This is a genomic window from Salipiger pallidus (assembly GCF_014643635.1).
Taxonomy (GTDB): Bacteria; Pseudomonadota; Alphaproteobacteria; order Rhodobacterales; family Rhodobacteraceae; genus Salipiger; species Salipiger pallidus.
The window spans coordinates 946,409-968,203 of record NZ_BMJV01000001.1; the positions used below are offsets into that span (position 1 = coordinate 946,409).

Annotated in this window: 22 protein-coding genes and 3 tRNA genes; 10 read left to right on the forward strand and 15 right to left on the reverse strand. The window is 65.6% G+C overall.

What is annotated here, in order from left to right:
• Nucleotides 1-5 precede the first annotated feature (5 nt).
• Complete coding sequence (locus IEX41_RS04615) at nucleotides 6-794, forward strand: amino acid ABC transporter ATP-binding protein (protein ID WP_277874160.1); 789 nt, start codon at nucleotides 6-8, stop codon at nucleotides 792-794.
• 76 nt (nucleotides 795-870) lie between these two features.
• Here IEX41_RS04615 and IEX41_RS04620 read toward each other — a convergent pair whose 3' ends face one another.
• The 3 genes from IEX41_RS04620 to IEX41_RS04630 all read right to left on the reverse strand — a co-directional run bounded on the left by IEX41_RS04620 (nucleotide 871) and on the right by IEX41_RS04630 (nucleotide 3,399).
• Nucleotides 871-1,632, reverse strand: coding sequence for an alpha/beta fold hydrolase (locus tag IEX41_RS04620; RefSeq protein WP_188789019.1), 762 nt, complete (start codon nucleotides 1,630-1,632; stop codon nucleotides 871-873).
• Between the two features lie 1,079 nt (nucleotides 1,633-2,711).
• Nucleotides 2,712-3,164, reverse strand: a complete 453-nt coding sequence (locus IEX41_RS04625) for an RrF2 family transcriptional regulator (RefSeq protein ID WP_188789020.1) — start codon at nucleotides 3,162-3,164, stop codon at nucleotides 2,712-2,714.
• A gap of 160 nt (nucleotides 3,165-3,324) precedes the next feature.
• Nucleotides 3,325-3,399: transfer RNA gene (locus tag IEX41_RS04630), tRNA-Glu, on the reverse strand.
• Between the two features lie 178 nt (nucleotides 3,400-3,577).
• Between IEX41_RS04630 and IEX41_RS04635 the strand changes: the two genes are divergently transcribed.
• Nucleotides 3,578-4,396, forward strand: a complete 819-nt coding sequence (locus tag IEX41_RS04635; protein ID WP_229672920.1) for an HNH endonuclease — start codon at nucleotides 3,578-3,580, stop codon at nucleotides 4,394-4,396.
• A 171-nt stretch (nucleotides 4,397-4,567) separates the two neighbouring features.
• On the opposite strand, the gene IEX41_RS04640 is transcribed toward IEX41_RS04635, so the two are convergent.
• The 3 genes from IEX41_RS04640 to glpX all read right to left on the reverse strand — a co-directional run bounded on the left by IEX41_RS04640 (nucleotide 4,568) and on the right by glpX (nucleotide 7,581).
• Nucleotides 4,568-4,642: transfer RNA gene (locus tag IEX41_RS04640), tRNA-Glu, on the reverse strand.
• A gap of 100 nt (nucleotides 4,643-4,742) precedes the next feature.
• Nucleotides 4,743-6,488: a single-stranded-DNA-specific exonuclease RecJ gene (recJ, locus tag IEX41_RS04645; RefSeq protein ID WP_188789021.1), complete on the reverse strand. Its 1,746-nt coding sequence runs from the start codon at nucleotides 6,486-6,488 to the stop codon at nucleotides 4,743-4,745.
• 127 nt (nucleotides 6,489-6,615) lie between these two features.
• Nucleotides 6,616-7,581: a class II fructose-bisphosphatase gene (gene glpX / locus IEX41_RS04650; protein ID WP_188789022.1), complete on the reverse strand. Its 966-nt coding sequence runs from the start codon at nucleotides 7,579-7,581 to the stop codon at nucleotides 6,616-6,618.
• A 144-nt stretch (nucleotides 7,582-7,725) separates the two neighbouring features.
• Between glpX and IEX41_RS04655 the strand changes: the two genes are divergently transcribed.
• Nucleotides 7,726-8,841: a pyridoxal phosphate-dependent aminotransferase gene (locus tag IEX41_RS04655; protein WP_188789023.1), complete on the forward strand. Its 1,116-nt coding sequence runs from the start codon at nucleotides 7,726-7,728 to the stop codon at nucleotides 8,839-8,841.
• A 294-nt stretch (nucleotides 8,842-9,135) separates the two neighbouring features.
• The gene (locus tag IEX41_RS04660; protein ID WP_188789024.1) at nucleotides 9,136-9,357 is read left to right on the forward strand and encodes a histidinol phosphate aminotransferase; all 222 of its coding nucleotides are present in this window, start codon (nucleotides 9,136-9,138) and stop codon (nucleotides 9,355-9,357) included.
• A gap of 47 nt (nucleotides 9,358-9,404) precedes the next feature.
• Here IEX41_RS04660 and IEX41_RS04665 read toward each other — a convergent pair whose 3' ends face one another.
• Nucleotides 9,405-10,613 (reverse strand): pyridoxal-phosphate-dependent aminotransferase family protein, encoded by a 1,209-nt coding sequence (locus IEX41_RS04665; protein ID WP_188789025.1) that lies wholly within the window; start codon nucleotides 10,611-10,613, stop codon nucleotides 9,405-9,407.
• Nucleotides 10,614-10,763: 150 nt separating this feature from the next.
• On the opposite strand from IEX41_RS04665, the gene IEX41_RS04670 reads away from it, so the two are divergent.
• The 4 genes from IEX41_RS04670 to IEX41_RS04685 all read left to right on the forward strand — a co-directional run bounded on the left by IEX41_RS04670 (nucleotide 10,764) and on the right by IEX41_RS04685 (nucleotide 14,885).
• Entirely contained in the window at nucleotides 10,764-11,507 is a 744-nt protein-coding gene (locus IEX41_RS04670) for a phosphatase domain-containing protein (RefSeq protein WP_188789026.1), read from the forward strand.
• Nucleotides 11,504-13,279 carry an ABC transporter ATP-binding protein gene (locus tag IEX41_RS04675; RefSeq protein ID WP_229672921.1) on the forward strand — a complete coding sequence of 592 codons (1,776 nt, stop codon included), beginning with the start codon at nucleotides 11,504-11,506 and terminating at the stop codon, nucleotides 13,277-13,279. Before IEX41_RS04670 ends, IEX41_RS04675 begins: the two co-directional genes overlap by 4 nt.
• Before the next feature lie 77 nt (nucleotides 13,280-13,356).
• Entirely contained in the window at nucleotides 13,357-14,091 is a 735-nt protein-coding gene (gene ygfZ / locus IEX41_RS04680; protein WP_188789027.1) for a CAF17-like 4Fe-4S cluster assembly/insertion protein YgfZ, read from the forward strand.
• Nucleotides 14,088-14,885 (forward strand): fructosamine kinase family protein, encoded by a 798-nt coding sequence (locus IEX41_RS04685; RefSeq protein WP_188789028.1) that lies wholly within the window; start codon nucleotides 14,088-14,090, stop codon nucleotides 14,883-14,885. The genes ygfZ and IEX41_RS04685 overlap by 4 nt, the downstream gene beginning before the upstream one ends.
• A gap of 43 nt (nucleotides 14,886-14,928) precedes the next feature.
• Here IEX41_RS04685 and IEX41_RS04690 read toward each other — a convergent pair whose 3' ends face one another.
• On the reverse strand, nucleotides 14,929-15,309 hold the full coding sequence (locus IEX41_RS04690) for a GNAT family N-acetyltransferase (RefSeq protein ID WP_188789029.1): 381 nt from the start codon (nucleotides 15,307-15,309) through the stop codon (nucleotides 14,929-14,931).
• A 93-nt stretch (nucleotides 15,310-15,402) separates the two neighbouring features.
• Nucleotides 15,403-15,966: an elongation factor P gene (gene efp, locus IEX41_RS04695; RefSeq protein ID WP_188789030.1), complete on the reverse strand. Its 564-nt coding sequence runs from the start codon at nucleotides 15,964-15,966 to the stop codon at nucleotides 15,403-15,405.
• A gap of 217 nt (nucleotides 15,967-16,183) precedes the next feature.
• Here efp and IEX41_RS04700 point away from each other — a divergent pair, with 217 nt between their 5' ends.
• Nucleotides 16,184-16,510, forward strand: coding sequence for a DUF6280 family protein (locus IEX41_RS04700; RefSeq protein WP_188789031.1), 327 nt, complete (start codon nucleotides 16,184-16,186; stop codon nucleotides 16,508-16,510).
• A gap of 274 nt (nucleotides 16,511-16,784) precedes the next feature.
• On the opposite strand, the gene IEX41_RS04705 is transcribed toward IEX41_RS04700, so the two are convergent.
• The 4 genes from IEX41_RS04705 to IEX41_RS04720 form a co-directional block, all read right to left on the reverse strand.
• A complete protein-coding gene (locus IEX41_RS04705) occupies nucleotides 16,785-18,395 on the reverse strand; it encodes a hypothetical protein (protein ID WP_188789272.1) in 1,611 nt (536 codons plus the stop codon).
• A gap of 233 nt (nucleotides 18,396-18,628) precedes the next feature.
• Nucleotides 18,629-19,279: a protein-L-isoaspartate O-methyltransferase family protein gene (locus tag IEX41_RS04710; RefSeq protein ID WP_188789032.1), complete on the reverse strand. Its 651-nt coding sequence runs from the start codon at nucleotides 19,277-19,279 to the stop codon at nucleotides 18,629-18,631.
• A gap of 190 nt (nucleotides 19,280-19,469) precedes the next feature.
• Entirely contained in the window at nucleotides 19,470-19,808 is a 339-nt protein-coding gene (locus IEX41_RS04715; protein ID WP_188789033.1) for a phage holin family protein, read from the reverse strand.
• 6 nt (nucleotides 19,809-19,814) lie between these two features.
• The gene (locus tag IEX41_RS04720; RefSeq protein ID WP_188789034.1) at nucleotides 19,815-20,162 is read right to left on the reverse strand and encodes an ElaB/YgaM/YqjD family protein; all 348 of its coding nucleotides are present in this window, start codon (nucleotides 20,160-20,162) and stop codon (nucleotides 19,815-19,817) included.
• Nucleotides 20,163-20,356: 194 nt separating this feature from the next.
• On the opposite strand from IEX41_RS04720, the gene IEX41_RS04725 reads away from it, so the two are divergent.
• Nucleotides 20,357-20,430: transfer RNA gene (locus IEX41_RS04725), tRNA-Cys, on the forward strand.
• A 117-nt stretch (nucleotides 20,431-20,547) separates the two neighbouring features.
• Here IEX41_RS04725 and IEX41_RS21420 read toward each other — a convergent pair.
• Together IEX41_RS21420 and IEX41_RS04735 are read right to left on the reverse strand one after the other, a co-directional pair.
• Nucleotides 20,548-20,700, reverse strand: coding sequence for a hypothetical protein (locus IEX41_RS21420; RefSeq protein ID WP_229672922.1), 153 nt, complete (start codon nucleotides 20,698-20,700; stop codon nucleotides 20,548-20,550).
• Nucleotides 20,701-20,964: 264 nt separating this feature from the next.
• Entirely contained in the window at nucleotides 20,965-21,729 is a 765-nt protein-coding gene (locus tag IEX41_RS04735; RefSeq protein ID WP_188789035.1) for a gamma-glutamylcyclotransferase, read from the reverse strand.
• Nucleotides 21,730-21,795: the final 66 nt, after the last annotated feature.

The following is a 21,795-nucleotide window of genomic DNA, read 5'->3' on the forward strand; positions in this document are numbered from 1 at the left end:
TCATCATGAACACTCCAGCGACCGCCCCCATCGACCGCAGCCAGATGCAGGTTTCCGATGAGGTGGCCATCCAGATCTCGAACATGAACAAGTGGTACGGCACTTTCCACGTGCTGCGCGACATCGACCTCACCGTCCACCGCGGTGAGCGGATCGTCATCGCCGGTCCGTCCGGTTCCGGAAAGTCGACGATGATCCGCTGCATCAACCGGCTCGAGGAACATCAGGCCGGCAAGATCATCGTCGACGGCACCGAGCTTGGCTCGGACCTCAAGAACATCGACAAGATCCGGTCCGAGGTCGGGATGGTGTTCCAGCACTTCAACCTCTTCCCGCACCTGACCATCCTCGAGAACTGCACCCTCGCCCCGATCTGGGTCCGCAAGATCCCCAAGAAGGAAGCCGAGGCGACGGCGATGCACTTCCTCGAGAAGGTGAAGATCCCCGAGCAGGCCAACAAGTATCCCGGCCAGCTCTCGGGCGGTCAGCAGCAGCGTGTGGCCATCGCCCGCTCGCTCTGCATGAAGCCGCGGATCATGCTGTTTGACGAGCCGACCTCCGCTCTGGACCCGGAAATGATCAAGGAAGTGCTCGACACCATGGTGAGCCTTGCCGAGGAAGGCATGACCATGCTGTGCGTGACCCACGAGATGGGCTTTGCGCAGGCAGTTGCGAACCGGGTGATCTTCATGGACGCGGGCCAGATCGTCGAACAGAACGAGCCCAAGGAGTTCTTCAACAACCCGCAGCACGAGCGGACGAAGCTGTTCCTGAGCCAGATCCTCGGGCACTGACCCGCCCTGCCCCGACAGACGAAAAGGCCCGCCATCTCCGGCGGGCCTTTTTTTCAGGGCTGCGCTACGGGGTCGATCAGGCTGCTTCGGGAACGGCAGTGTGCATCTGCACCCCGGCGATGATGCGGCGGCGCAGGGCGACATCGGCAAAATCGTGGTCCACACCGTCATGCAAGTGCAGCGTGGCGCGCGGCAGCAGCTTAGCGTAGCGTTCTGAATAGCTTGGCGCGACCAGCCTGTCGGCGGTGCCGTGGTGCAGCGTCACCGGCCCGCGATAGCTGCGCAGGCCCGCGTATGGATCGAAAGTGCGGGCACTGTCGACGATGGGCGCGGCCACCGCCTGCCCATCATGCTCCACTATGCCCCCGGCACGGATCGGCCCCAGTGAACGGCCGATGATCTGACCGCGCGCCACGTCATCGACGATGGCAGCCGCCGGTGCCAGCAGCGTCAGGGACGCAATGCGGTCGGGCATCCGCGCGGCAAGGCTCGCCGCCTCCATGGCGCCCAGCGAATGGCCCACCACGTGCACCATGCGGCCCCGCGCAGGGCCTGCGCCAAGCATCTGGCACAGCTGCGCGATTTCGTCCTCGATGGTCACGTCCGCGAGCGATCCGCAGCTTTCGCCATGCCCGATCCGGTCGAAGGTCAGCACCGAAGTGCCCTCTGCCTGGAGCGCACGCGCCATTTCCACGAACAGCCGTCCCGGCCCGGTGCGTGTGCCCCCGAAGCCGTGGCACAGCAGCATGACCTCGGGGCCGTTGCCCATGTAGAGGGTGCCACGAAGGATCTTGCCGCGATGGTCTATCGCGAGCGGCTCGAGCTCTGGGGACATCATGGAACTGCTCTCTGGTCTTTTCTGGCCGGCCGTTGCCCGGCCGTCATTCTGTTGCGGTAGCTAGCCCGCCTCCTGAGTTCAGCAAGCGCCCACCCCCGATTTTCCGGACGGCCGGCAAGGCAACGGCATGGCAGGCGGCACGGTCGAGGGTCGGGGCCTCGCCAATGATGCCGATGTTCTGGCCCACGGCGTCAGGCGCTTCGGAGAAGCCGATGGCCATGCGGATCGCGGTCGTTACGGCCCCGCGAAGTTGCCGCAGAACACGAGGCCCCCCTTGCGGAACACACCCTGCCGGGAGCAGCCCGGCCGCTTGGCGATCACCGCAAGCGGGCACAGGGCGAAGAGGCCGGTCAGCAAATTAAAGTCCGGCAGATCTAGCGTGCAGAAGCCCACCGGGAACAGCAAAGAGGCAACAAGGGAACTGCTGGAATTGACCGCGATGGCACGGCAAAGGCGGCTGCCAGCGCAAGGATGGCCCCTGCCATCTAGGCCCGGATGAGGGTGTTCTTGGTAGACATGAAGATCTTGGATTCGCCGGCCTCGACCATCTTGGCCGCGAATTCCTTGGGCAAGGACCCAAGAGATTCCTGAGGTTCTTTGCGAGGTTTCTGGCCGGGCATCAGGCGCGTGGGCTGGCGGTCTTCGCATGGCATGAGGGGTTGGCTCGTGGCCCTCGGGGCCGCGCAGGTTCGGAGGCCCCGGGCCATCGCCCCATGACAAGGCAGGCAGCGCGGGTGCCAGGAATGAGCGAGGGATTTGAAAAGGGGCCAGAGGCGCGCCCGAGACCAGTGGCGGGGCCGCCGGCGCCCACGGTGCCCCCTCAAGGCGAGCCACGGCAGAGCATCCACTGCACCCTGCCATATGCCTTTACCACGCAGGGCTGTGTGTTCCCGGCAATCAATTCCAGCGCGGGCACGGTCGGCAGCATGGATTTGAACGACTTTTCGGAAATATCGGGCGGGGAGCCTGCCAAAAATCACGCTTACGCCCGCACGCGATGCAGAACCGACCCGCCTTATGCCCGAACCGAGCGGATTGCTCGCCAGCCAAATCGGTGCCGAAAACGACGCGTCGGATGCCTACTTGGCCGCGGCCCCTCGCCCGTGCGCCTGTGCCGCGGCTTCGAGAATCGGAACGGTGCGCGGATGGGCATTGACCGCATCCGCCAGGCTGAAACGGTCAAGGCTGTCGTAGAAGGCGTTCTTGGCTTGGGCCAATCCCGGAACGAGACCACAATTGCCGCGCAGGATGCAGGAGGCACAATCCACAAGCGCCTCGTCCCCTTCCATGTAGCGCGCCACGGCACCGACCCGGATCTCGGTCGCCGGCCGGGCAAGCCTGACTCCGCCACTGCGCCCCCGGACGCTCTGGAGAAGGCCGCCCTCCACCAGCCGGTTCACCACCTTCATCAGGTTGCTATGGGACAGCTCGTGCGCCCGCGCGATTTCGGAGATCGGGGAAAGCCTGCCATCGTGGGCAGAAAGATAGAGGCATACGCGCAGGGCATAGTCGGTGAACTTGGAAAGGTGCATTCTGACTGTCGCTATTGTGCTACGCCCAGAGTTATCCGCCTGCCCCCTCACGTCAATCACCGTGGCACCGCCAAGCGGAATGCCGCAGCGTTCCGAAATCACAACTACGCGACGACTGTTGTTGTGTGCTTTTGTTTTCTTGGGGAAACGCGGAGGCGGGTGGCAGCCCGTAGGGGAATCGAACCCCTCTTTCCAGGTTGAAAACCTGGCGTCCTAACCGATAGACGAACGGGCCAGACCGCGTTGGTGAGGCGGCTTCTACGCAATGCCTCGGAAGCTTGCAAGCCCCCTTATGCACCTTTTACACGCTTTTCTTTCGCCCATGCTCCAGCACGAGAAATGCGCCCCTCCGAAGGCCTTGCCGAGGTGCCTCTTGCGCTTGCCTTCACCGCCCAGGGGCGTTTCCTGGCACCATGGCAAAGCTTGTTCTCCTGCACAAGGCGGACTCGATCTACGATGACGAGCCCGATTCCGTCTACGACTTCCCCCGCGTCTACCTGAAGGCCGCACAGGACGCTGTCGGCGACTGGGTCGTGTATTACGAGCCGGTGAAGGCGGGCCCGAGGGGGTATTTCGCCGTGGCGAAGCTCGAGCGGATCATCGAGAGGCCCGGCACCGAAGGCCGCTATCTCGCGCTCATCGCACCGGGGAGCTACCTGCCCTTCGACACGGAAGTGCCGCGCCTCTTGAACGGACGCCCGCTGGAGCAGGCGCTGACCGCGCCGGACGGCTCTGCGCGTCGTGGCGGGCTGGTCCAGCAGGCGGTTCGGCACCTGCCCGATGCGGATTTCGCGCGAATCGTCGACATGGGCCTGCCGGAGGATCTCGAACATCAGGAAGCGCGGCGCTACACCATCCACCCCGAGACGCTCGCGGAGGACGCGGCCGTGTTCCAGCGCCCGGTCATCGAGCGGCTGAGCCGACGTCCCTACCGGGATGTGGCGTTTCGGCGCAAGGTGCGCGAGGCCTACGGGTATCGCTGTGCGCTATCGGGCCTTCAGCTTCGCAATGGTGGCGGACGCCCCGAGGTGCAGGCCGCCCATATTCGACCCGTCGAGAAGCAGGGCAGCGATTCCGTACGCAATGGCCTCGCGCTGTCCGGCACGTTGCACTGGATGTTCGATCGCGGGCTGATTTCCGTTGCGGAGGACGGCGAGACAATTCTCGTGTCACGCAACAAGGTGCCCGGCGAGGTGGTCGACCGACTGCTGCGGCCCGGCGGCAAGCTCTAGAGGCCAGAAGATCCACGCAACTGGCCGAGTGCGGAGAACCTCAGATGGCACCGCGAAAACGTGTTCGGGCAGGTCTTGGGAACTGAAACGCTTCGATGGGACTAGTGCCAGAAACGGCGCAGGTCAGCCACATTCAATGCAACGCGTATCTCTTTGACAATATGGGAAAAGTGGCAGCCCGTAGGGGAATCGAACCCCTCTTTCCAGGTTGAAAACCTGGCGTCCTAACCGATAGACGAACGGGCCAGACCGCGTTGGTGAGGGGGCTTCTACGCAATGCCTCGGAAGCGCGCAAGAGGAAAACTCACATTTCTCTCACCACCCCCAAAGTTTTTGCATGGTGGCGTCACCCCGCCGCCGGAGCCGCATCCTCGAGCCGCAGCTGGGCCGCCCTGCGGCCGTTCCACTCGTTTATCTCGATCCGTCCGGCAAGGTGAAAGCGCCGCCCGCCATGGTTCAGCAGCGCCTGCCCCATTGGCCCGTCGAACGCCCCGAAACTGATCGCATCAAGCTTGGCCCCGAACCCATCACCGCAGCTGAGCTTGAGGTGCCCGGATCCCACCTGCTTGGCGAAGGAAATGCTCACATCCGGCAGCGCGAAACGTGGCGCGGGGGCCCCGGCCCCGAACGGCCCCGCCTGTTCGAGCTGCTCGCACAGCTCTACCGTGGCGGCACCGGGCATGAGCAGCCCGTCCACCTTCAGATCCGCCGCGCCGCCGATCCCGGCGCCCTGCTTTGCCAGAAGCTCGCTCAGCCGTGCCATGGCCTCGTCCAGCTTGCCTTCGGCCACCGTGAGGCCGGCGGCCATCTTGTGCCCGCCGCCCTTGATCAGCAGCCCTTCCGAGGCCAGCCGCTGGATCGACGCCCCGAGGTCGACCCCCGACACCGACCGCCCCGAGCCCTTGCCCTCGCCATTCGCGAAACCGATGACGATGGCAGGCCGGTTGGTCAGCTCCTTGAGACGCGAGGCGACGATGCCGACAACGCCGGGATGCCAGCCCTCGCCCGCAGCCCAGACCAGCGGCGCATCGAGGCCCCGCTCCTCAGCCTGAGCAATGGCGGCAGCGCGCACCGCTTCCTCGACCTCGCGGCGCTCGGCGTTGAGCTGCTCGAGCCGCTCGGCCATGGCCTGTGCCTCGTGCGGATCGCGGCTGGCCAGCAAACGCGCCCCGAGGTCCGCCTTGCCGATGCGTCCGCCGGCATTCACCCGCGGCCCAAGCACATAGCCCAGATGATAGGACGACGGCGCCGAATCGAGCCGCGCCACGTCCGCCAGCGCCACGAGGCCGGGCCGCGCCCGGCGCGCCATCACCGACAGCCCCTGCCGCACCAGCGCCCGGTTCACGCCCCGCAGTGGTGCCACGTCCGCCACCGTGGCCAGCGCCACGAGATCCAGCATCGCCATGAGATCCGGCCCGCGCTGACCCGCCTCGCGCAGCCGCCGCCCGCAATCCACCAACAGAAGGAACACCACGGCAGCGGCGCAAAGATGCGCCAGCGCGCCATCCTCATCCTGTCGGTTGGGGTTCACCACCGCCACGCAATCGGGCAGCGTCTCACCGCCAAGGTGGTGGTCGAGCACAACCACGTCCGCCCCCTTCGCAGCCGCGATCGGCTCGTGGGACAGCGTCCCGCAATCGACGCAGATGATGAGGTCATGATCGCGGGCCAGCGCCTCCATAGCGGGCACGTTGGGGCCGTAGCCCTCGTCGATGCGATCGGGGATGTACAGCGTCGCGCCCCGCCCCATCTGCCCCAGCCAGTCCAGCAAGAGCGCCGCCGAGGTGCCCCCGTCCACGTCATAATCGGCAAAGATGGCGATCTTCTCGCGCCGCGACACCGCCTCCATGATCCGTCCCGAGGCAACTTCCATGTCCCGCAGGGACCGGGGGTCGGGCAGAAGATCCCGCAGCTTCGGCTCAAGGTAGCCCGCCACCTCCTCGCCCGGCACGCCCAGCCGCGCCAGCACGGCGGCAAGCGCGCCCGGCAGCCCGGTCTGCTGCGCCATGGCCTCGGCCTGCCGCGCCTCCTCGACGCCGGGGCCGACCCAGCGCCGCCCGTTCAATGATGCCGATACCCCGAGAAAATCCATGATCGTGCTCCAAGCCTCAACCTCAAGGCCTGCCCATAACGCGAAAAGACAGGGAACGGAACGCCGCCCCCTGCCCTTCTTCTCTTCGGCAAATACGCATGGCCCGGCATCGCGACCGGGCACGGCGTCAGTTGAACGGGTTGCGGTAGGACACCCGCCGCACCGATCCGGTCTTGGACCGCATGAGGATCGTCTCGGTGGTGATCCAGCCCGGCTCGCGCTTGATGCCCGGCAGGATGGACCCGTTGGTCACCCCAGTCGCGGCAAAGATCACGTGGTCGGTGACCATCTCGTCGCGCGTGTAGACCTTGTCGAAATCGGTGATCCCGGCCTTTCGCGCGCGGCCCTTCTCGTCCTCGTTGCGGAACAGCAGCTTGCCGTACATTTGCCCACCCATGCACTTGAGCGCAGCCGCCGCGAGGACCCCTTCGGGCGCGCCACCGGATCCCATGTACATGTCGATGCCCGTGAGGCCCGGCTCGGCGCAGTGCATTGCTCCCGCCACATCGCCGTCGGTGATGAGCCTGATGGCAGCCCCGGTCGAGCGGACCTCGGCGATCATCTCCTCGTGGCGCGGACGCTCGAGGATGCACACCGTGATGTCCGACGCCTCGCAGCCCCTCGCCGCGGCAAGCGCCGCCACCCGTTCGGACGGGCTCATGTCCAGCGTCACCGTGTCCTCAGCATAGCCCGGACCGATCACCAGCTTGTCCATGTAGACGTCCGGCGCATGCAGCATGGACCCGCGCGGCCCCATGGCGATCACCGTCAGGGCGTTGGGCATGTCCTTGGCGGTGAGTGTCGTCCCTTCGAGCGGATCAAGCGCAATGTCCACGCCCGGGCCTTCGCCGGTGCCGACCTCTTCGCCGATGTAGAGCATGGGCGCTTCGTCCCGCTCGCCTTCGCCGATCACCACGACGCCCTTGATGTCCAGCTTGTTGAGCTGCTCGCGCATGGCGTTGACCGCAGCCTGGTCGGCGGCCTTCTCGTCGCCGTGGCCGATCAGCTTCGCCGAGGCGATGGCGGCCTGTTCGGCCACCCGGGCAAGGCCCAGCGACAGCATGCGATCATTGAAATCCTTCGGCGTAGACATGTGTTCGTCCTTTGAAATCTGTGTCCAACGAGGTGTAGCTTGCGGCTCGGAGCGGGTGCAAGGATGCTAGCGCCAACAACCCTGACGCGGGTGCCACCCCCACCGGACTTGACCGCCAGCCTGCCTCGGGCCTACATCGCACACATGACAGGACCGCGTTTTCCCCAGCTGATCGCCGATCTTCCCGCCACCGTGCCCTTCACTGGCCCCGAGGAGCTGGAACGCGCCTCCGGCATCGCGTTCCGTGCCCGCCTTGGTGCGAACGAAAGCCTCTTTGGCCCCTCCCCCAAGGCCATCGCCGCCCTGCGTGACGCGGATGCGGAGATCTGGAAATACGCCGATCCAAGCAACGCCGATCTCAAGGCCGAACTCTGCGCCCGGCTGGACTGCGGTCCGGCCAACATCGTCTTCGGCGAAGGCATTGACGGGCTGCTTGGCTATCTGGTGCGGCTGCTGGTGTCTCCGGGCGACGCGGTGGTGACCTCGGACGGGGCCTACCCGACCTTCGCCTACCACGTGAACGCCTATGGCGGCGTACTGCACAAGGTCCCCTACCGTGACGATGCCGAGGACATGGCCGCGCTCTTTGCCCGCGCCGCCGAGGTGGATGCCAAGATCGTCTACCTCGCCAACCCGGACAACCCCATGGGCAGCTGCCATTCCGGCACTGCCATCGAGGAGGCGCTGGCGCTGCTTCCCGAGGGCACGGTCCTCGCGCTGGACGAGGCCTATATCGAGTTTGCCCCCGAGGGCACCGCGCCGCGCATCGCCATGGATGACCCCCGGGTGATACGGTTCCGCACCTTCTCCAAGGCCTACGGTATGGCGGGGGCCCGTGTCGGCTATGCCTTCGGGGCCGAGCCGCTGATCCGGGCCTTCGACAAGATCCGCAACCATTTCGCCATGAACCGCTCGGCCCAGGCCGGGGCGTTGGCCGCCCTTCGCGATGACGACTGGCTGGCCGGCGTGACGGAAAAGGTGGCGCAGGCCCGCGCCCGCATCGGCCGCATCGCGACGGCGAACGGGCTGGCGGTGCTGCCCTCAGCCACCAATTTCGTGGCGGTGGATTGCGGTGCGGACGGGGCCTTTGCCCGCGCGGTGCTCCAGGCTCTGGCGGCGCGAGGCGTCTTCGTCCGAATGCCCTTCGTGGCACCGCAGGACCGTTGCATCCGCATCAGCGCCGGGCTGGCGCAGGATCTGGATATCCTCGAAGAGGAGCTGCCCGCCGCCCTTGCCGAAGCGCGCGCCACTGCGGGCTGAGAGACTGCACAGCCTCACTTTGACCCGAGGATGCCCTTGCCGCCGGTGCGTCGGATGCCCCTTCCGCGTCGCGGGACATCGTCGGCTCGGCTCAGCGAAAGAGCGCGGGTTCGGGCCTGATGGGTTAGAGCTCGGAACCATTACCATTCGGAAAGGGTTCCCCCCGCACACTCTGATTGATTCGGTCGTGCTGGTCCGCCATTTTCGCGCGCACCTTGGTCAGGGCGGGTCAAAGCCGATATTGCCCTGCACGACAGGATGACGGCAGGGCTGCCTTTAAAAAGGACGCCTAATATGGACGATCGTACACGCCAGCCTGCGCCCGACTACACGACCTCGGCGCTGTTCTTTCTCTTCATCAACCTGCTCTGGATCCTTGGCACGATATGGGTGAACTGGGGTCTCGGAGCTGTGGCGATCGTTGGGGTCGGGCTCAATCACCTGATCACCATGCTCGAGCTTCGCCTCGGAGCCCAAAGCGATGCCAAGACCGGGACCGGCGAAACCGGCCCCTGAAGCTGCGCCCGCTCGGGGCGAGCGTTGCCGCCAGCCCCCAGCGGCGGTCAGCCTGCCGCCAACGCTGAACCGATGACCTCGGACGCGGCGGTAACGCCGCCCTTTCCATGCGGAAGTCCCAGTGATCCAAAGCCCGCCTCGATCACCCCCAGCGCGCCCAGCACCATGTGCGCGTTGATGTGCCCCATGTGCCCGATGCGGAAGAACCCGGTGCCGCCGGGATCACCCGGCTCGGACATGCCAAGACCGATGCCAAGCGTCAGCCCGCCCATCGTATCGGTCCATTCACGCAACTTCGCCCCATAGGGCGCGCCAAGGCGCAACGCTGTGACCGCGTGGCTGCGATGGGCCGGATCGGAGATGTTCATGGTCAGCGGACCGCCCTGCCCCCAGACGTCCGCCGCCGCCCAGATCGCCCGCGCCAGCGTGGCATGGCGAGCCCAGATCGCCTCAAGCCCTTCTTCACCGATCATGTCGAGCGCTGCGCGCAGACCATAGAGGTGATGGGCCGGGGCCGTGCCCCCGAAATACTGGTAGAAGAACTGCGGATCGGCGCGCGGTGTCCAGTCCCAGTAACGGCTTACTCGCTTCATGGCAGCCCGCTGCGCGGCGGCCCGGTCGTTGAAAAAGACAAAGCTCAGCCCCGGCGGCACCATCAGGCCCTTCTGGCTGCCGGTCAGGGTCACATCGGCGCCCCATGCATCCATGTGGTATTCGTCACAGCCCAGCGAGGCGATGCAATCCACCATCAGCAGCGCCGGGTGCCCCACCTCGTCCAGCGCCGCGCGCACCGAGGCGACATCATTGCGCACCGAGCTCGCGGTATCCACATGATTGACCAACACCGCCTTGATCTTGTGCGCGGTATCCGCGGCCAGCGCCTCGGCGATGCGCGCGGCATCGAGCGGGCTCTTGGTGCCGAACTCGATCACCTGCGTCTCGATTCCCAGCCCTGCCGCCATCTCTGCCCAGCCGTGGCCAAAGCGCCCGGTGGCTGCGACAAGCACCGTTTCGCCCTCGGCCACCACATTCGACAGCGAGGCCTCCCACGCGCCATGACCGTTGGCGATGTAGATTGCCACGTGGCCATCGGTGCGCGCCACCTTCTTCAGTTCGGGGATCATGCCCGCCACCATGTCCGTAAGCGCGCCCTCGTAGATGTTCGGCGACGCACGGTGCATGGCGCGCAGCACCGCGTCCGGCATGACAGAGGGGCCGGGAATGGCAAGATAGGTGCGACCGTTGGCAAGCGACATGAGAGAGGGCTCCGTAACCACCCCTTGAAAACCGGGGCTGGATGTCAACCTATCCAAGGCCGCGCTCGCGTCAATGCGCCCCGCCGCTTGCCATGCGGGGGCATGGGCCTTACACCCCGGCGCAGCCCCAGCACCACGGGAACCGGATTTATGCTGACCCAGTTTTGGGAAAAGATCACCAAGGCCGAGCGGAAGGTCCGCCATTCCTTCGGCAAGGACATCTCGACCCCGCAGTCGCGGGCGCTATCGACTGTGCATTACCACCTTTTCGATCACGCTTGGCTGCGCAGCGTCTGGACCAACTTCTGGCAGATCGCCCCCGGTGTCTGGCGGTCGAACCAGCCCACCCACGGGCGGTTCCGCAAGTATGCAGCGATGGGCATCCGCACCGTGATCACCCTGCGCGGCGAAGAGAAATACTCGCACTACCTCTTCGAGAAGGAAAGCTGTGAAAAACTGGGCCTGACGCTGGAACATGCCAAGCTCTGGGCCCGCATGGCGCCCAAGCGCGAGCGCATCCAGCACCTCATCGACACCATGCGCCGGGCCGAGCGCCCGATGATGTTCCACTGCAAGTCCGGCGCGGACCGGGCGGGGTTTGCCTCGGCGGTCTATCTCATGGTCTTCGAAGGCGTGCCGGTGTCCGAGGCCCGCAAGCAGATGGGCCTGAAGTACATCCACCTCGAATTCACCCGCACGGGGATCCAGGGGTATATCCTCGACACCTATGCCGCGCGCCTTACCCGCGGCCCGATTGGGTTCGAGGACTGGATCGCCACGGAGTACGACAGCAAGCCGGTGCAGGCCGGCTTTGATGCCAAGCGCCCACCCGCCGAGATCGCGTCAGAGCTGGCCGAGAGGGCCGGGCAAGACGCAGAAGGCGGACCGGCGTGAGCAAGAAGGACAAACACCGCGAGCCGCAGACGCCCAAGGGAAACCCGCGCGGGTTGTTTCTGTGGCTGTGGTGGAATTACCTGTGGCCCTACAAGGGCCTGCTGGCTCTGGCGCTGGCCTTCATGATGGTCGAAGGGTCGATGTTCGGCCTGCTCAGCTACATGATGAAGCCGATGTTCGACAACGTCTTCGTCGGCGGCGATGCGTCGGACCTGTGGTGGGTCGGTCTTGTCATCCTTGGCAGCTTCCTGCTGCGGGCAGTTGCCAGCATCGTGCAGAAGGTGGTGATGACCAACGTGTCCGAGCGCACGGTGGGCGATATCCGCAACGACCTTGTCTCGCATCTGATGACGCTGGACGGCAGCTTTCACCAGCAGCATGGGCCCGGCTACCTGATGCAGCGGGTCGAGGGCGACGTGGGCCAGATCAGCAAGGTCTGGCGCATCATCATCACCGGCGCGGGGCGCGACGTCGTGGCGCTGATCTCGCTTTTCGGGGTGGCGCTGGGCATCGACTGGCGCTGGACGCTGGTGGCACTGGTCGGCGTGCCGCTCATGGTTCTGCCGTCGATCCTCGTGCAGCGCTACGTGCGCACCAACGCCCGGCAGGCGCGGGACGTGGCCGCCGACCTGTCCACCCGTCTCAACGAGATCTTCCACGGCATCGTGCCGGTCAAGCTGAACCGCCTCGAACGCTACCAGTCGAAACGCTACCGCAAGCTCACGGACCGGCGCATCCTGACGGAAACCCGCGCCTCTATGGGGCAGGCAACGATTCCGGGGCTGATCGACATCATGTCGGGCATCGGCTTCATGGGCGTGCTGTTCTATGGCGGCGGCGAAATCCTCGCGGGCGAAAAGACCGTGGGCGATTTCATGGCCTTCTTCACCGCCATCGCGCTGGCGTTCGAACCCTTGCGCCGCCTTGGCGCGGTCAGCGGCAACTGGCAGATCGCCGCCGCCTCCATCGAGCGGCTCAAAGAGCTGCTCGACATGGTGCCGGCCCTGCGCGACCCGGCCAGCCCCCTACCCCGCCCCGAGGGCGTGCCACAGGTGCGCTTTGCCGACGTGCAGCTCAGCTATGGCGACCAGCCGGTGCTGCGCGGAGCCAGCTTCGTGGCCGAGGCTGGCAAGACCACCGCGCTGGTGGGCGCGTCCGGCGCGGGCAAGTCCACGGTGTTCAACGTGCTGACACGGCTGGTCGATCCGGCCTCGGGCGCGGTCGAGGTTGGCGGTGTGCCGGTGTCCTCCATGCGCCTGCAGGAGCTGCGTGAGATGTTCTCGGTGGTCAGCCAGGATGCGCTGCTGTTCGACGAGACACTGCGCGAAAACATCCTGCTGGGCCGCAAGGACATCCCCGAAGACCGGCTGAACGAGGTGCTCGAGGCCGCGCATGTGGCAGATTTCCTGCCCCGGCTTGACGGCGGGCTTGAGGCACGGGTCGGCCCGCGCGGTTCCGCCCTGTCGGGCGGCCAGCGCCAGCGGGTGGCGATTGCGCGGGCGATCCTGCGCGACACGCCGATCCTGCTGCTGGACGAGGCAACCTCGGCGCTGGATGTGCGCTCCGAGGCAGTGGTCCAGGGCGCGCTCGATCGGCTGGCGGTGGGGCGCACGACGTTGGTCATCGCGCACCGGCTGTCCACGGTACGCGGCGCCGACAAGATCATCGTCATGGACCAGGGCCGGGTGGTCGAACAGGGCACCCATGAGGCACTTCTTGCCGAAAATGGCACCTATGCGCGGCTTCATGCCTTGCAGTTCGCGGAAAGCTGAACGCCCCCCCCTCGCATCCGAGGCCACATGGGCCTAGAAAAGGGGCCGAACGGTCCTGAAGCGACAGGGGTATACACATGAGCACGAACCGCACAGTGCTGAGGGTCAGCGGCCCCGAGGCTGCCGACTTCCTCCAGGGGCTCGTCACCAACGACGTGAAGCGGCTGGCCGATGGCCTAGTCTATGCCGCCCTGCTGACGCCGCAGGGCAAGTACCGCGCCGATTTCTTCCTCGTGCCCGATGGCGACGACATCCTGATCGACGTGGACAGCGCCTTCGCGCCCGATCTTCTCAAGGCGCTGACGCTGTACAAGCTGCGCGCCAAGGTGGCCGTGACCGAAACCGACATCACCGTGACCCGCGGCCTCGGCACCCCGCCCGAGGGCGCCTTTTCTGACCCGCGCGATCCGACACTTGGCTGGCGCGGCTATGCCGGGCAGCCCGGGGATGACGCGGACTGGGACGCTCTGCGCGTCGCCGCCTGCGTCCCCGAGAGCGGCATCGAGCTGACGCCGGACAGCTTCATCCTTGAAGCTGGGTTCGAACGCCTGAACGGTGTCGATTTCCGCAAGGGCTGCTTTGTCGGGCAGGAGATCGTGGCGCGGATGAAGCACAAGACCGACCTGCGCAAGGGCCTTGCCACCGTAAAGGTGGACGGCACGGCCCCGGTCGGCTCCGAGATCGTCGCGGGCGAGAAACCCGCTGGCGTGCTATACACGCAGGCCGCCGGTCATGGCATTGCCTACCTGCGCTTCGATCGCGCAAAGGGCGACCTGGAGGCCGGCGGCGTGACGCTCCGGTACACGCCATGAGCATGGAAGGACTGGACCGGCTGCTTGGGGCCGAGGTGGTCTCGGCCAGCGCCCTGCACGGGGGCGATTTGTCGGAGGTCGTGAAGGTGGCCCTCGACGACGGCCGCGTGATGGCGGTCAAGCGTGGGCCAAAGGTGGCGACCGAGGCACGCATGCTGCAGGCCATGGCCCGCGCCGGTGCCCCGGTGCCGCAGGTGCTGATGCAGGCGGGCGACATGCTCTGCCTCGAATGGCTGCCCGAGGCGCCCCCCACACCCGAGACGTGGGAAGCGCTCGGCGCCAGCCTGAGGGCGCTGCATGCCACCACCGGGGACGGCTACGGCTGGGCCGAGGATTATGCCTTTGGACGGCTGCCCATCCGCAACGCCACCACCGAGAGCTGGCCCGAGTTCTGGGCCCGCCAGCGCCTGCTTCCTTTCCTGCCGAGCCTGCCCATGGCGCTTGTGCGGCGACTCGAGGCACTGGCCCGCGCCCTGCCTGATTACCTGCCCGAAGCGCCGCCCGCGTCGCTGCTGCATGGTGACCTGTGGACAGGGAACACCCATTTCGGCGAGGGCCACGCCTGGATGATCGACCCCGCCTGCTATTGCGGGCATGCGGAAGTCGACCTGGCCATGCTCGAACTGTTCGGCCAGCCGCACCCCGCGTTCTGGACAGGCTACGGTCCCACCGAGCCCGGCCGGGAAGAGCGCCGCCCGTTCTACCAGCTGTTCCCGGCACTGGTGCACCTGAGCCTCTTCGGCGCAGGCTACCAGAGCATGGTGGCCCGGCTCATCAGCTCGGCACGGGTCTGAGCGCCACAACTCTCTTTCCCAAGAGAGTTGAAAATTCCTTGGCTCAAGGAATTTGCCACGTGGCAAGGGCCGCGAGAAACCCCGTCGCAGCCATCGACGGGGACCGTGGCGGCTCAACCTGCGCCACACAGCCCTGCTGGAAGCTTTCCTCGGCGAAGCGTCCGACAAGGCGCCGCGCGAGGCCCCTCCTCCGCCAGGACGGCGAGACCGTCACATGGTCGAGCACGGCCCACCGCGCGCCCTCCTGCCCCGCCTGCACCCGCCACAAGAGACAGCCACGGGCCACGCCTTCTGCCCTGTAAACCAACAGGCGCGCGCCCTCGTCCAGCTGCCTCTCGAGGTGCTGCCCGGCAGCGGCGCGCGTCTCCGGCCCGAACAGGGCGGTCACGTGCGGCAGATCGGTGGGGGTGAAGTTCCGGATCATGAAAAAGGCCTCCTGGCTTTGCGCCGGAGGCCTTTCGCTGTCCATTACATGTCGCCGCCGGATCGCACGGGGACGGAACGGTCGGCGCGCGGGTTATGCGCGTTCCGAATATTCCATGGTTTCGGTGTTCACGATGATGTCCTCGTCCTGCGCGATGAACGGCGGGACGGTGATGCGCACGCCGTTGTCCAGCGTCGCGGGCTTGAAGCTGTTGGCCGCGGTCTGGCCCTTCACGACCGGCTCAGTCTCGGTGACCTTGCAGGTGACCTTCTGCGGCAGGGTCGCGTTGAGTGCTTCTTCTTCGTAGAATTCCACCACGATGGTCATGCCGTCCTGCAGGAACGGGCGACGTTCGCCCAGGAGGTCCGCGTCAAGCTGCACCTGGTCGTAGGTTTCGGTGTCCATGAAGATCAGCTGGCCCGCGTCCTCGTAGAGGAACTGCATGTCACGCTGTTCGAGGCGCACGCGCTCGACCTTGTCCGCCGAGCGGAAGCGTTCGTTCAGTTTGCGGCCGTCACGCAGGTTCTTGAGCTCGACCTGGGCGAAGGCACCGCCCTTGCCGGGCTTCACGTGGTCGACCTTCACAGCGCCCCAAAGGCCGCCGTCATGTTCGAGAACGTTTCCGGGGCGGATCTCGTTTCCGTTGATCTTGGGCATGGGACTAAACTCTGGCGGATGGTTGATGATTTTATGGCGCGTCCTATATCTGGCCAGTCCTGCCTGTGCAAGACAACGATATGTCGTGTGCGCACACTTCTTAGCCATGCGGCCGATGCATACGTGCCTTGCTTTTGCGGTGTATCCGAATCGAACTGAATAGTTCATAACGCGCCGTACGCCGGAAAAGACAAGAGCAATAATCAAAGGTCGAAATATGAAAGACTTCGTGGATAGCACAGCCTTCAACGCCGAACAGGGCAACCGCGCGCGCAAGCTTTTTGCGGCCGTGGTGCTGGCTGCGCTCGACGACGCGATCGCCGATGACAAGAAATATGGAAATGGCCCGGAACAGATTGCCCGCTGGGCGCGCTCCCGTGATGGGCGCGAAGTTCTGAGCTGCGCCGGCATCGACCCCAACGAGCGGGTCGTGGAAGGCCTCATGGAGTTCGTGGGCAAGGGTATCCGCACCTCCGTCGCGCTGTCGCGTGAGGAAAGCGAACGTCGCCACGCTGCCGCCGCCGCAGACCGCGAAGCGGCCTGAGCCAGCGCACGGCGCGCCCCGTATGGGGCGTGCGACCGGCCCAGGGGCCACGGGATCGTCAGAGGCACCAACGCCTCGAACGTCGAGAAAGATCAAGCTGCGAAAGGCGCGTCCGACATCTCGGGCGCGCCTTTCGCGTATCAGGTGCAGAAATGGCGGAGCAGCGAAGTCCGGCGTGCGGGGCACCGACCTTGCATCACCGGGGCCAGCGCAAGGCACGCCACACCGGCACCAAGCCGCCGATCAGGTGTCACCCTGCCCGGCGGCTCCGGTGTCACTCGTATTCGCGGGTCATGAGCATGCGGTGGATCTCGCGGCGCACCAGTTTGCGGACGTTGCGCGTGATCCGCTCTCCAAGGGCCCCCTGAAGCTCCTGACGGATAACCTCGGAGACGATGTCGCGCAAAGCATCCTCGTCCAGCAGGGACGCCAGATCGCCGCCCCGCACCGGAGCATCGGCAAGCGCCCGGGCGGTAGTCTCTGGCACCGGAGCCGCGCTGAATCCCGCCTGGGAGCCTTGCCAGACAGGGCCCTGCAGGATCATCGCGTCATCATAGAGCTCATCATAGGCGTCTTCGGCGAAGTCGCCCGAGAGCGGCGCATGCGCCACTTCTTCGGCCTGATCTTCGGGAGTCGCCGCAGGTGCCGGGTCGGCCGCCCCTTCCGGCATCGCAGCCGCCGGCGTGGAGGGCATGTAATCATCCCAGTCGAGCGGCGGCGCAGGGCGATGTACGAAAGGCGCATCGGCCACACGCCGCGCGGGACGTGAGGACGTATCCCCCCTGCGCGAAATCATCTCTTCGATGGCCGCAATCTTGTGCGCGAGGCCACCGTCACCTGCCCCCTCCGTCGGCTCATCAGCGCCTGCAGCCAACTCTTCGGCGGGCGTGGTCGCATGCTCTTCGCTTTGCTCGCCTTGTCCCGACAACTGGCGAACCGCCCCTGCCAGCAAGGCATGGTCAAGCTCATGGTCGGGTTCAGGGGAGGAAGACGACCCTGCGGCGGGCTCGGTCAGGGTGAAGGGGGCAGGCTCTGCATCGGTGACGGAGGGGTCCACCTGCGGCTCGGCCATGGCGTCCGGCCAGAGATTGGCAGGATCGTCCACTTCGAGGGCGTCCACCGTAACTGTCGAAGGCTCTGCGACCGCTTTCGTGGCGAAGGCGTCAGACGTGTCCGCGGCGGACTGTGGTTCAGGCTTCGGGTGTTGTTGGGGCTCAGGCGGCACAGAAGCCATGCTGCGCCGCGAGGCGGGCGCATCTCCGGACAGCATGGCTCGTGACAGTTCCTCCTCAACGAGCTTGCCAAGCAGGCTCTGGACCGCCGCGTCAGGGTCGTGATGTGCAGCATCGAACGCCCGCCGATGCGGAATCACCGACTGCTCGGACCTGTCATCCCCACCATTGGGCAGCGACGTGTCTCCATCATCCTGCCGGGTCGCGGCATTCTCGACCGCCTTGGATGCGTCGAGCATAAGCGGAGAAGACACTTCTGCGGCGTCGAACGGGCTGCCCGACACTTGGGCATCTTCGTCCGCCTGCACATGGTCGGCGGCGCCGACAGCGCGAGGCGCCCCCGGCTCAGGCAGGTGAACCGAATCGGCCGGGGTCAGCAGGATCGGCCCGCTGGTCGGGGCGTCTTCAGCCTCGGGGACCCTTTGTGCCGGGGTGAGTACCAGCCTATCGGAACTTGCGTCGATTTCGGGTTCGGGTTCCGCATCGGTATCCGGCGGACCGCCAGCCCGCTCGGCAGAGGGTGCCTGAGGCGCTTGCACCACCGCCTCGGGCCGCTGACGCGGCGCAGGTCGCGGGCGCACGTCCTCGGACACCAGCCGCCTGATGGACGACAGAACGTCCTCGATTTCCACATTGGTCACGGGGTCCGACATTCTTTTTCCACTCTTGCCTCGCCGGGAAGTCTACCCCGAAGGCCGATAGCAGACAACAGATGCAGAAATATCCCGATGTTTTTCAGCACCTCGCAAAAGCCCCCACCTGAACGCATCGCACCCGGGCGAGAACCGGGAGCGACAGGGCATCATACGGCGTCTCAAAACCGCGTCGCGCAGTGCCGACACAGGCCTGAAAGCGCGGTCCGGATGTGACGCCGGACAGGGGCCGGTCAGAAGGCGAAGGCGGTTTCTTTCCGGAATCCGGGAAGCACAGGCGCGGTGCCGTTGAAGGCAAAGCGCCACGTGATGACCCCGTCGATCTTCCACCCGATCCGTACCGTGCCAAGAGCACCGTCCATGAAGATGCAAGCTATGCGCCCGCCGTCCTTGAGCTGTGCCTCCAGCGTCTCGGGAAGCTTTTCAACGCCGCCTTCGATGATAATTGCATCGTAGGGGCCATGGGCGGCGGCACCTTCAGTCAGGGGGCCCTCGTGCAGCACGACATTGTCTGCATGTTCGCCGAACAGCGACTGCGCCTCCGGCACCATTGCCTCGTCTTCCTCGACCGCGACCACCGCCTCGGCGATGCGGGCGATGACTGCCGATGAATAGCCCATGCCGCACCCGATATCGAGCACGAGGTCGTCACCGTCGATGTTCAGGGCATCCAGCATCTTTGCCAGCGTACGTGCATCGAGCACGACCCGGCCGTCGGCAAGGGCGATGCTGCGCTCGGCATAAGCCGCCTCGCGCTTGTCCGAGGGGACGAATTCCTCGCGAGGGATGCGTAGCATCGCCTCGATGATCGGGAATTTCGTGACATCCGAGGGCCGGACCTGCGTGTCCACCATCATGCGGCGGCGCGTGGCGAAATCGGTCATGCGCTAAACTCTTCCGTTCAGTATTACTTTGGAAAGGTGTGCCACAGTTGTGTTGCCGCCGCAACGGCGCAGAGCATTGCATTCCCAGCTTAAAGGACGGCTGCGCCCACCCCAGGCCGCGCAAGCAAAAAGGCGGACACTCTGCCGAGCTGCCCGCCTTTTACTAGCCACCAGGGAACTATACCCTGATTCACTCGTCCTCGTCGTCGCGCCGCGCGGCAGCACCGCCAGCAGCACGTCCCGCGAGGAAGGCCTGCAGCATCGCTGCGATATTGGCCCCGCTAGAGGCCGGCGGGGGCGGCAGCGCGACCCTCCGGCGTCTGCTGTACGCGAACAGCAGGACACCTAGCAGCAGGTAGAACCCGCCTACGATCAGGACGGAGGTCTTGGCATCATAACTTTCGGCCAAGGCAAGCAGCGCCGCATCCGACAGGTAGACAGCGGCAACGATCACACAGATCAGCGCGAGGGCGCCGAACACGATTTGACGGATAAGGAGTCGGAGCCGCAGCTCGAGGCCGTAGAACAAGTGCCGTTACCTCCGGGAGTTCAGATAACCAAGAAGGAAGCCCGCCGCTGCCGCAATACCGACAGCCTGAAACGGGTTGGAGCGAATCTGGTCTATCGCCTGATCTTCATAGTCGGCGTAACGACGGCCGGCCTCGTGAAGCATGTCTTCACCTTTGGCGCGGGTTTCACCCGCCTTAGCTTCGAAGCGCGCCTTGGCTTCCTTGCCACGGCGGCTGCCGATTTCTCCCACAAGCTCTGCAAGCGAAGACAGGTCTTCACGCAGGTTCTTGATCTGATCGTTCAGCGATTCCGTGTCGGAGTTTGTGGAGGTCGGCTTGCTGTCGGCGAGGCCGCTCGGAGTGGTCTGTGCCATGTGAAATCCCTCATGAATGTCGGTTTCATTGATAAACGCACGAGATCTGCCACGGGTTCCGCTGCTATCTTGCGCAATCTTGGGCCCATTCAGGCAGAAGACAGCATGCGCGCCTTGAATGGAAGTGTACTGGCTGCGCAGAGGGTCTTGCGCGGCGCCCGAGGATGGGCTAAGTGCCCGGAACACCATGAGGCGGCGAGTTGGCGGAGTGGTGACGCAGCGGATTGCAAATCCGTGTACACCGGTTCGATTCCGGTACTCGCCTCCACTCTACACTCCCAAGACAGTTCTGGCCTTTCAGGCAATTCCCAGGCGCCAGTCGGTGCACCTCGGCGTGCCAGCCGCATCCTCCCCCTGTAGACTGGACGCGGTCTGTCGGGGTCTCTCAGCCGTCCTTATTGAAATAGCTGTGGCCGTTGAGGGCCGGCGCGCCGCCAGGATGCGCGTAGAGCACCGTCACCCCCTTGGGGAAGGACCCCTTGCGGGTGAGGTCGATCACGCCTTGAATGGATTTTCCCCCGTACACCGGGTCGGTCATCATTGCCTCGGGGCGGGCAGCAAGGCGGGTGGCATCGTTGGTCCCGTCCGAAGGGACACCATAGGCGGGATGGGCGTAGTCCTCGTTTATGACGATCTCGTCGTCACGAACCGCACGACCAGCCCCATCAGATCGGCGGCATTGTCGACAATGCCAAACCCCTGCGCACGGGACTGCTTTGGGACACCCGAGGCATCGATGCCGATCACCCGGTCCGCGCCGTCCTGCGCGGCAAAGCCGCAAGCAGAATAATAAGGGATCGCCTCAGCCGTTTGTGGTTGCCTCGCAACCGGCGCCGGGGGCCACTTCGCACCACGCGCCCACGTCGGCAAGCATCACCTCGAGGTCCGGGTCCTCGATGCGCAGCTCGCGGCACCCGGCGATGACGTTCTCGAGGTATTCGCGGCTGGTCCCCAGCTGGCCGACGCCGGTGGCGAGATAGCGCAGCTGGTCCTCGTAGGCGATGCCGGTGTCGATCATCTCGGCCTCGGGGTCGGCGACGAAGCACAGCGCCTCGACCATCCCTTCCGAGGTTTCGACCGGGGCAAAGACCGCCTTGTAGCAGGGCGCCATCATCTCACGCCGCCAGATCACCTCGGATTCGCGGTCGGCGGTTTCGGCAGCAAGGCGGAACACGAGCCCGTCACAGGCGGGGCCATGGTCGAGCGCCGCCATCAGCCCCGGTGCCTCTGCACTTCCCCGCGCCCCGGAGCGGTCCACAAGGCAGAAGCTCCGGCGGTATCCCGGCAGGCGGGCGCGGCGCACCTCGGAGAAGTAGACCGCCGGATCCCACATCAGCGATCCGTAGGCGAACACCCAGATGTCCTGCCCCATCCGCGAGGCAAGCGTTTCATGGCGCATGGCCTCGCGCACCTCGTCGCTGTAGCGCGGGTTCTGGGTGTGCCCCGCCTGGAACCAGGCCTCATCGATGGCGGCAAGATCAAGATCGCGGAAAAAGCTCTGCGCGGGATCGCGGATCTTGTCCGCAAGGCCGGGGTGATGGCGAAAGGCGTCGGGCGCGAAGGACATGGGTTCACCTGCGGATATGCCGCCACGGAGGAGGCGCGGCGATCAGGGCTCAGACCTATTGTGCCC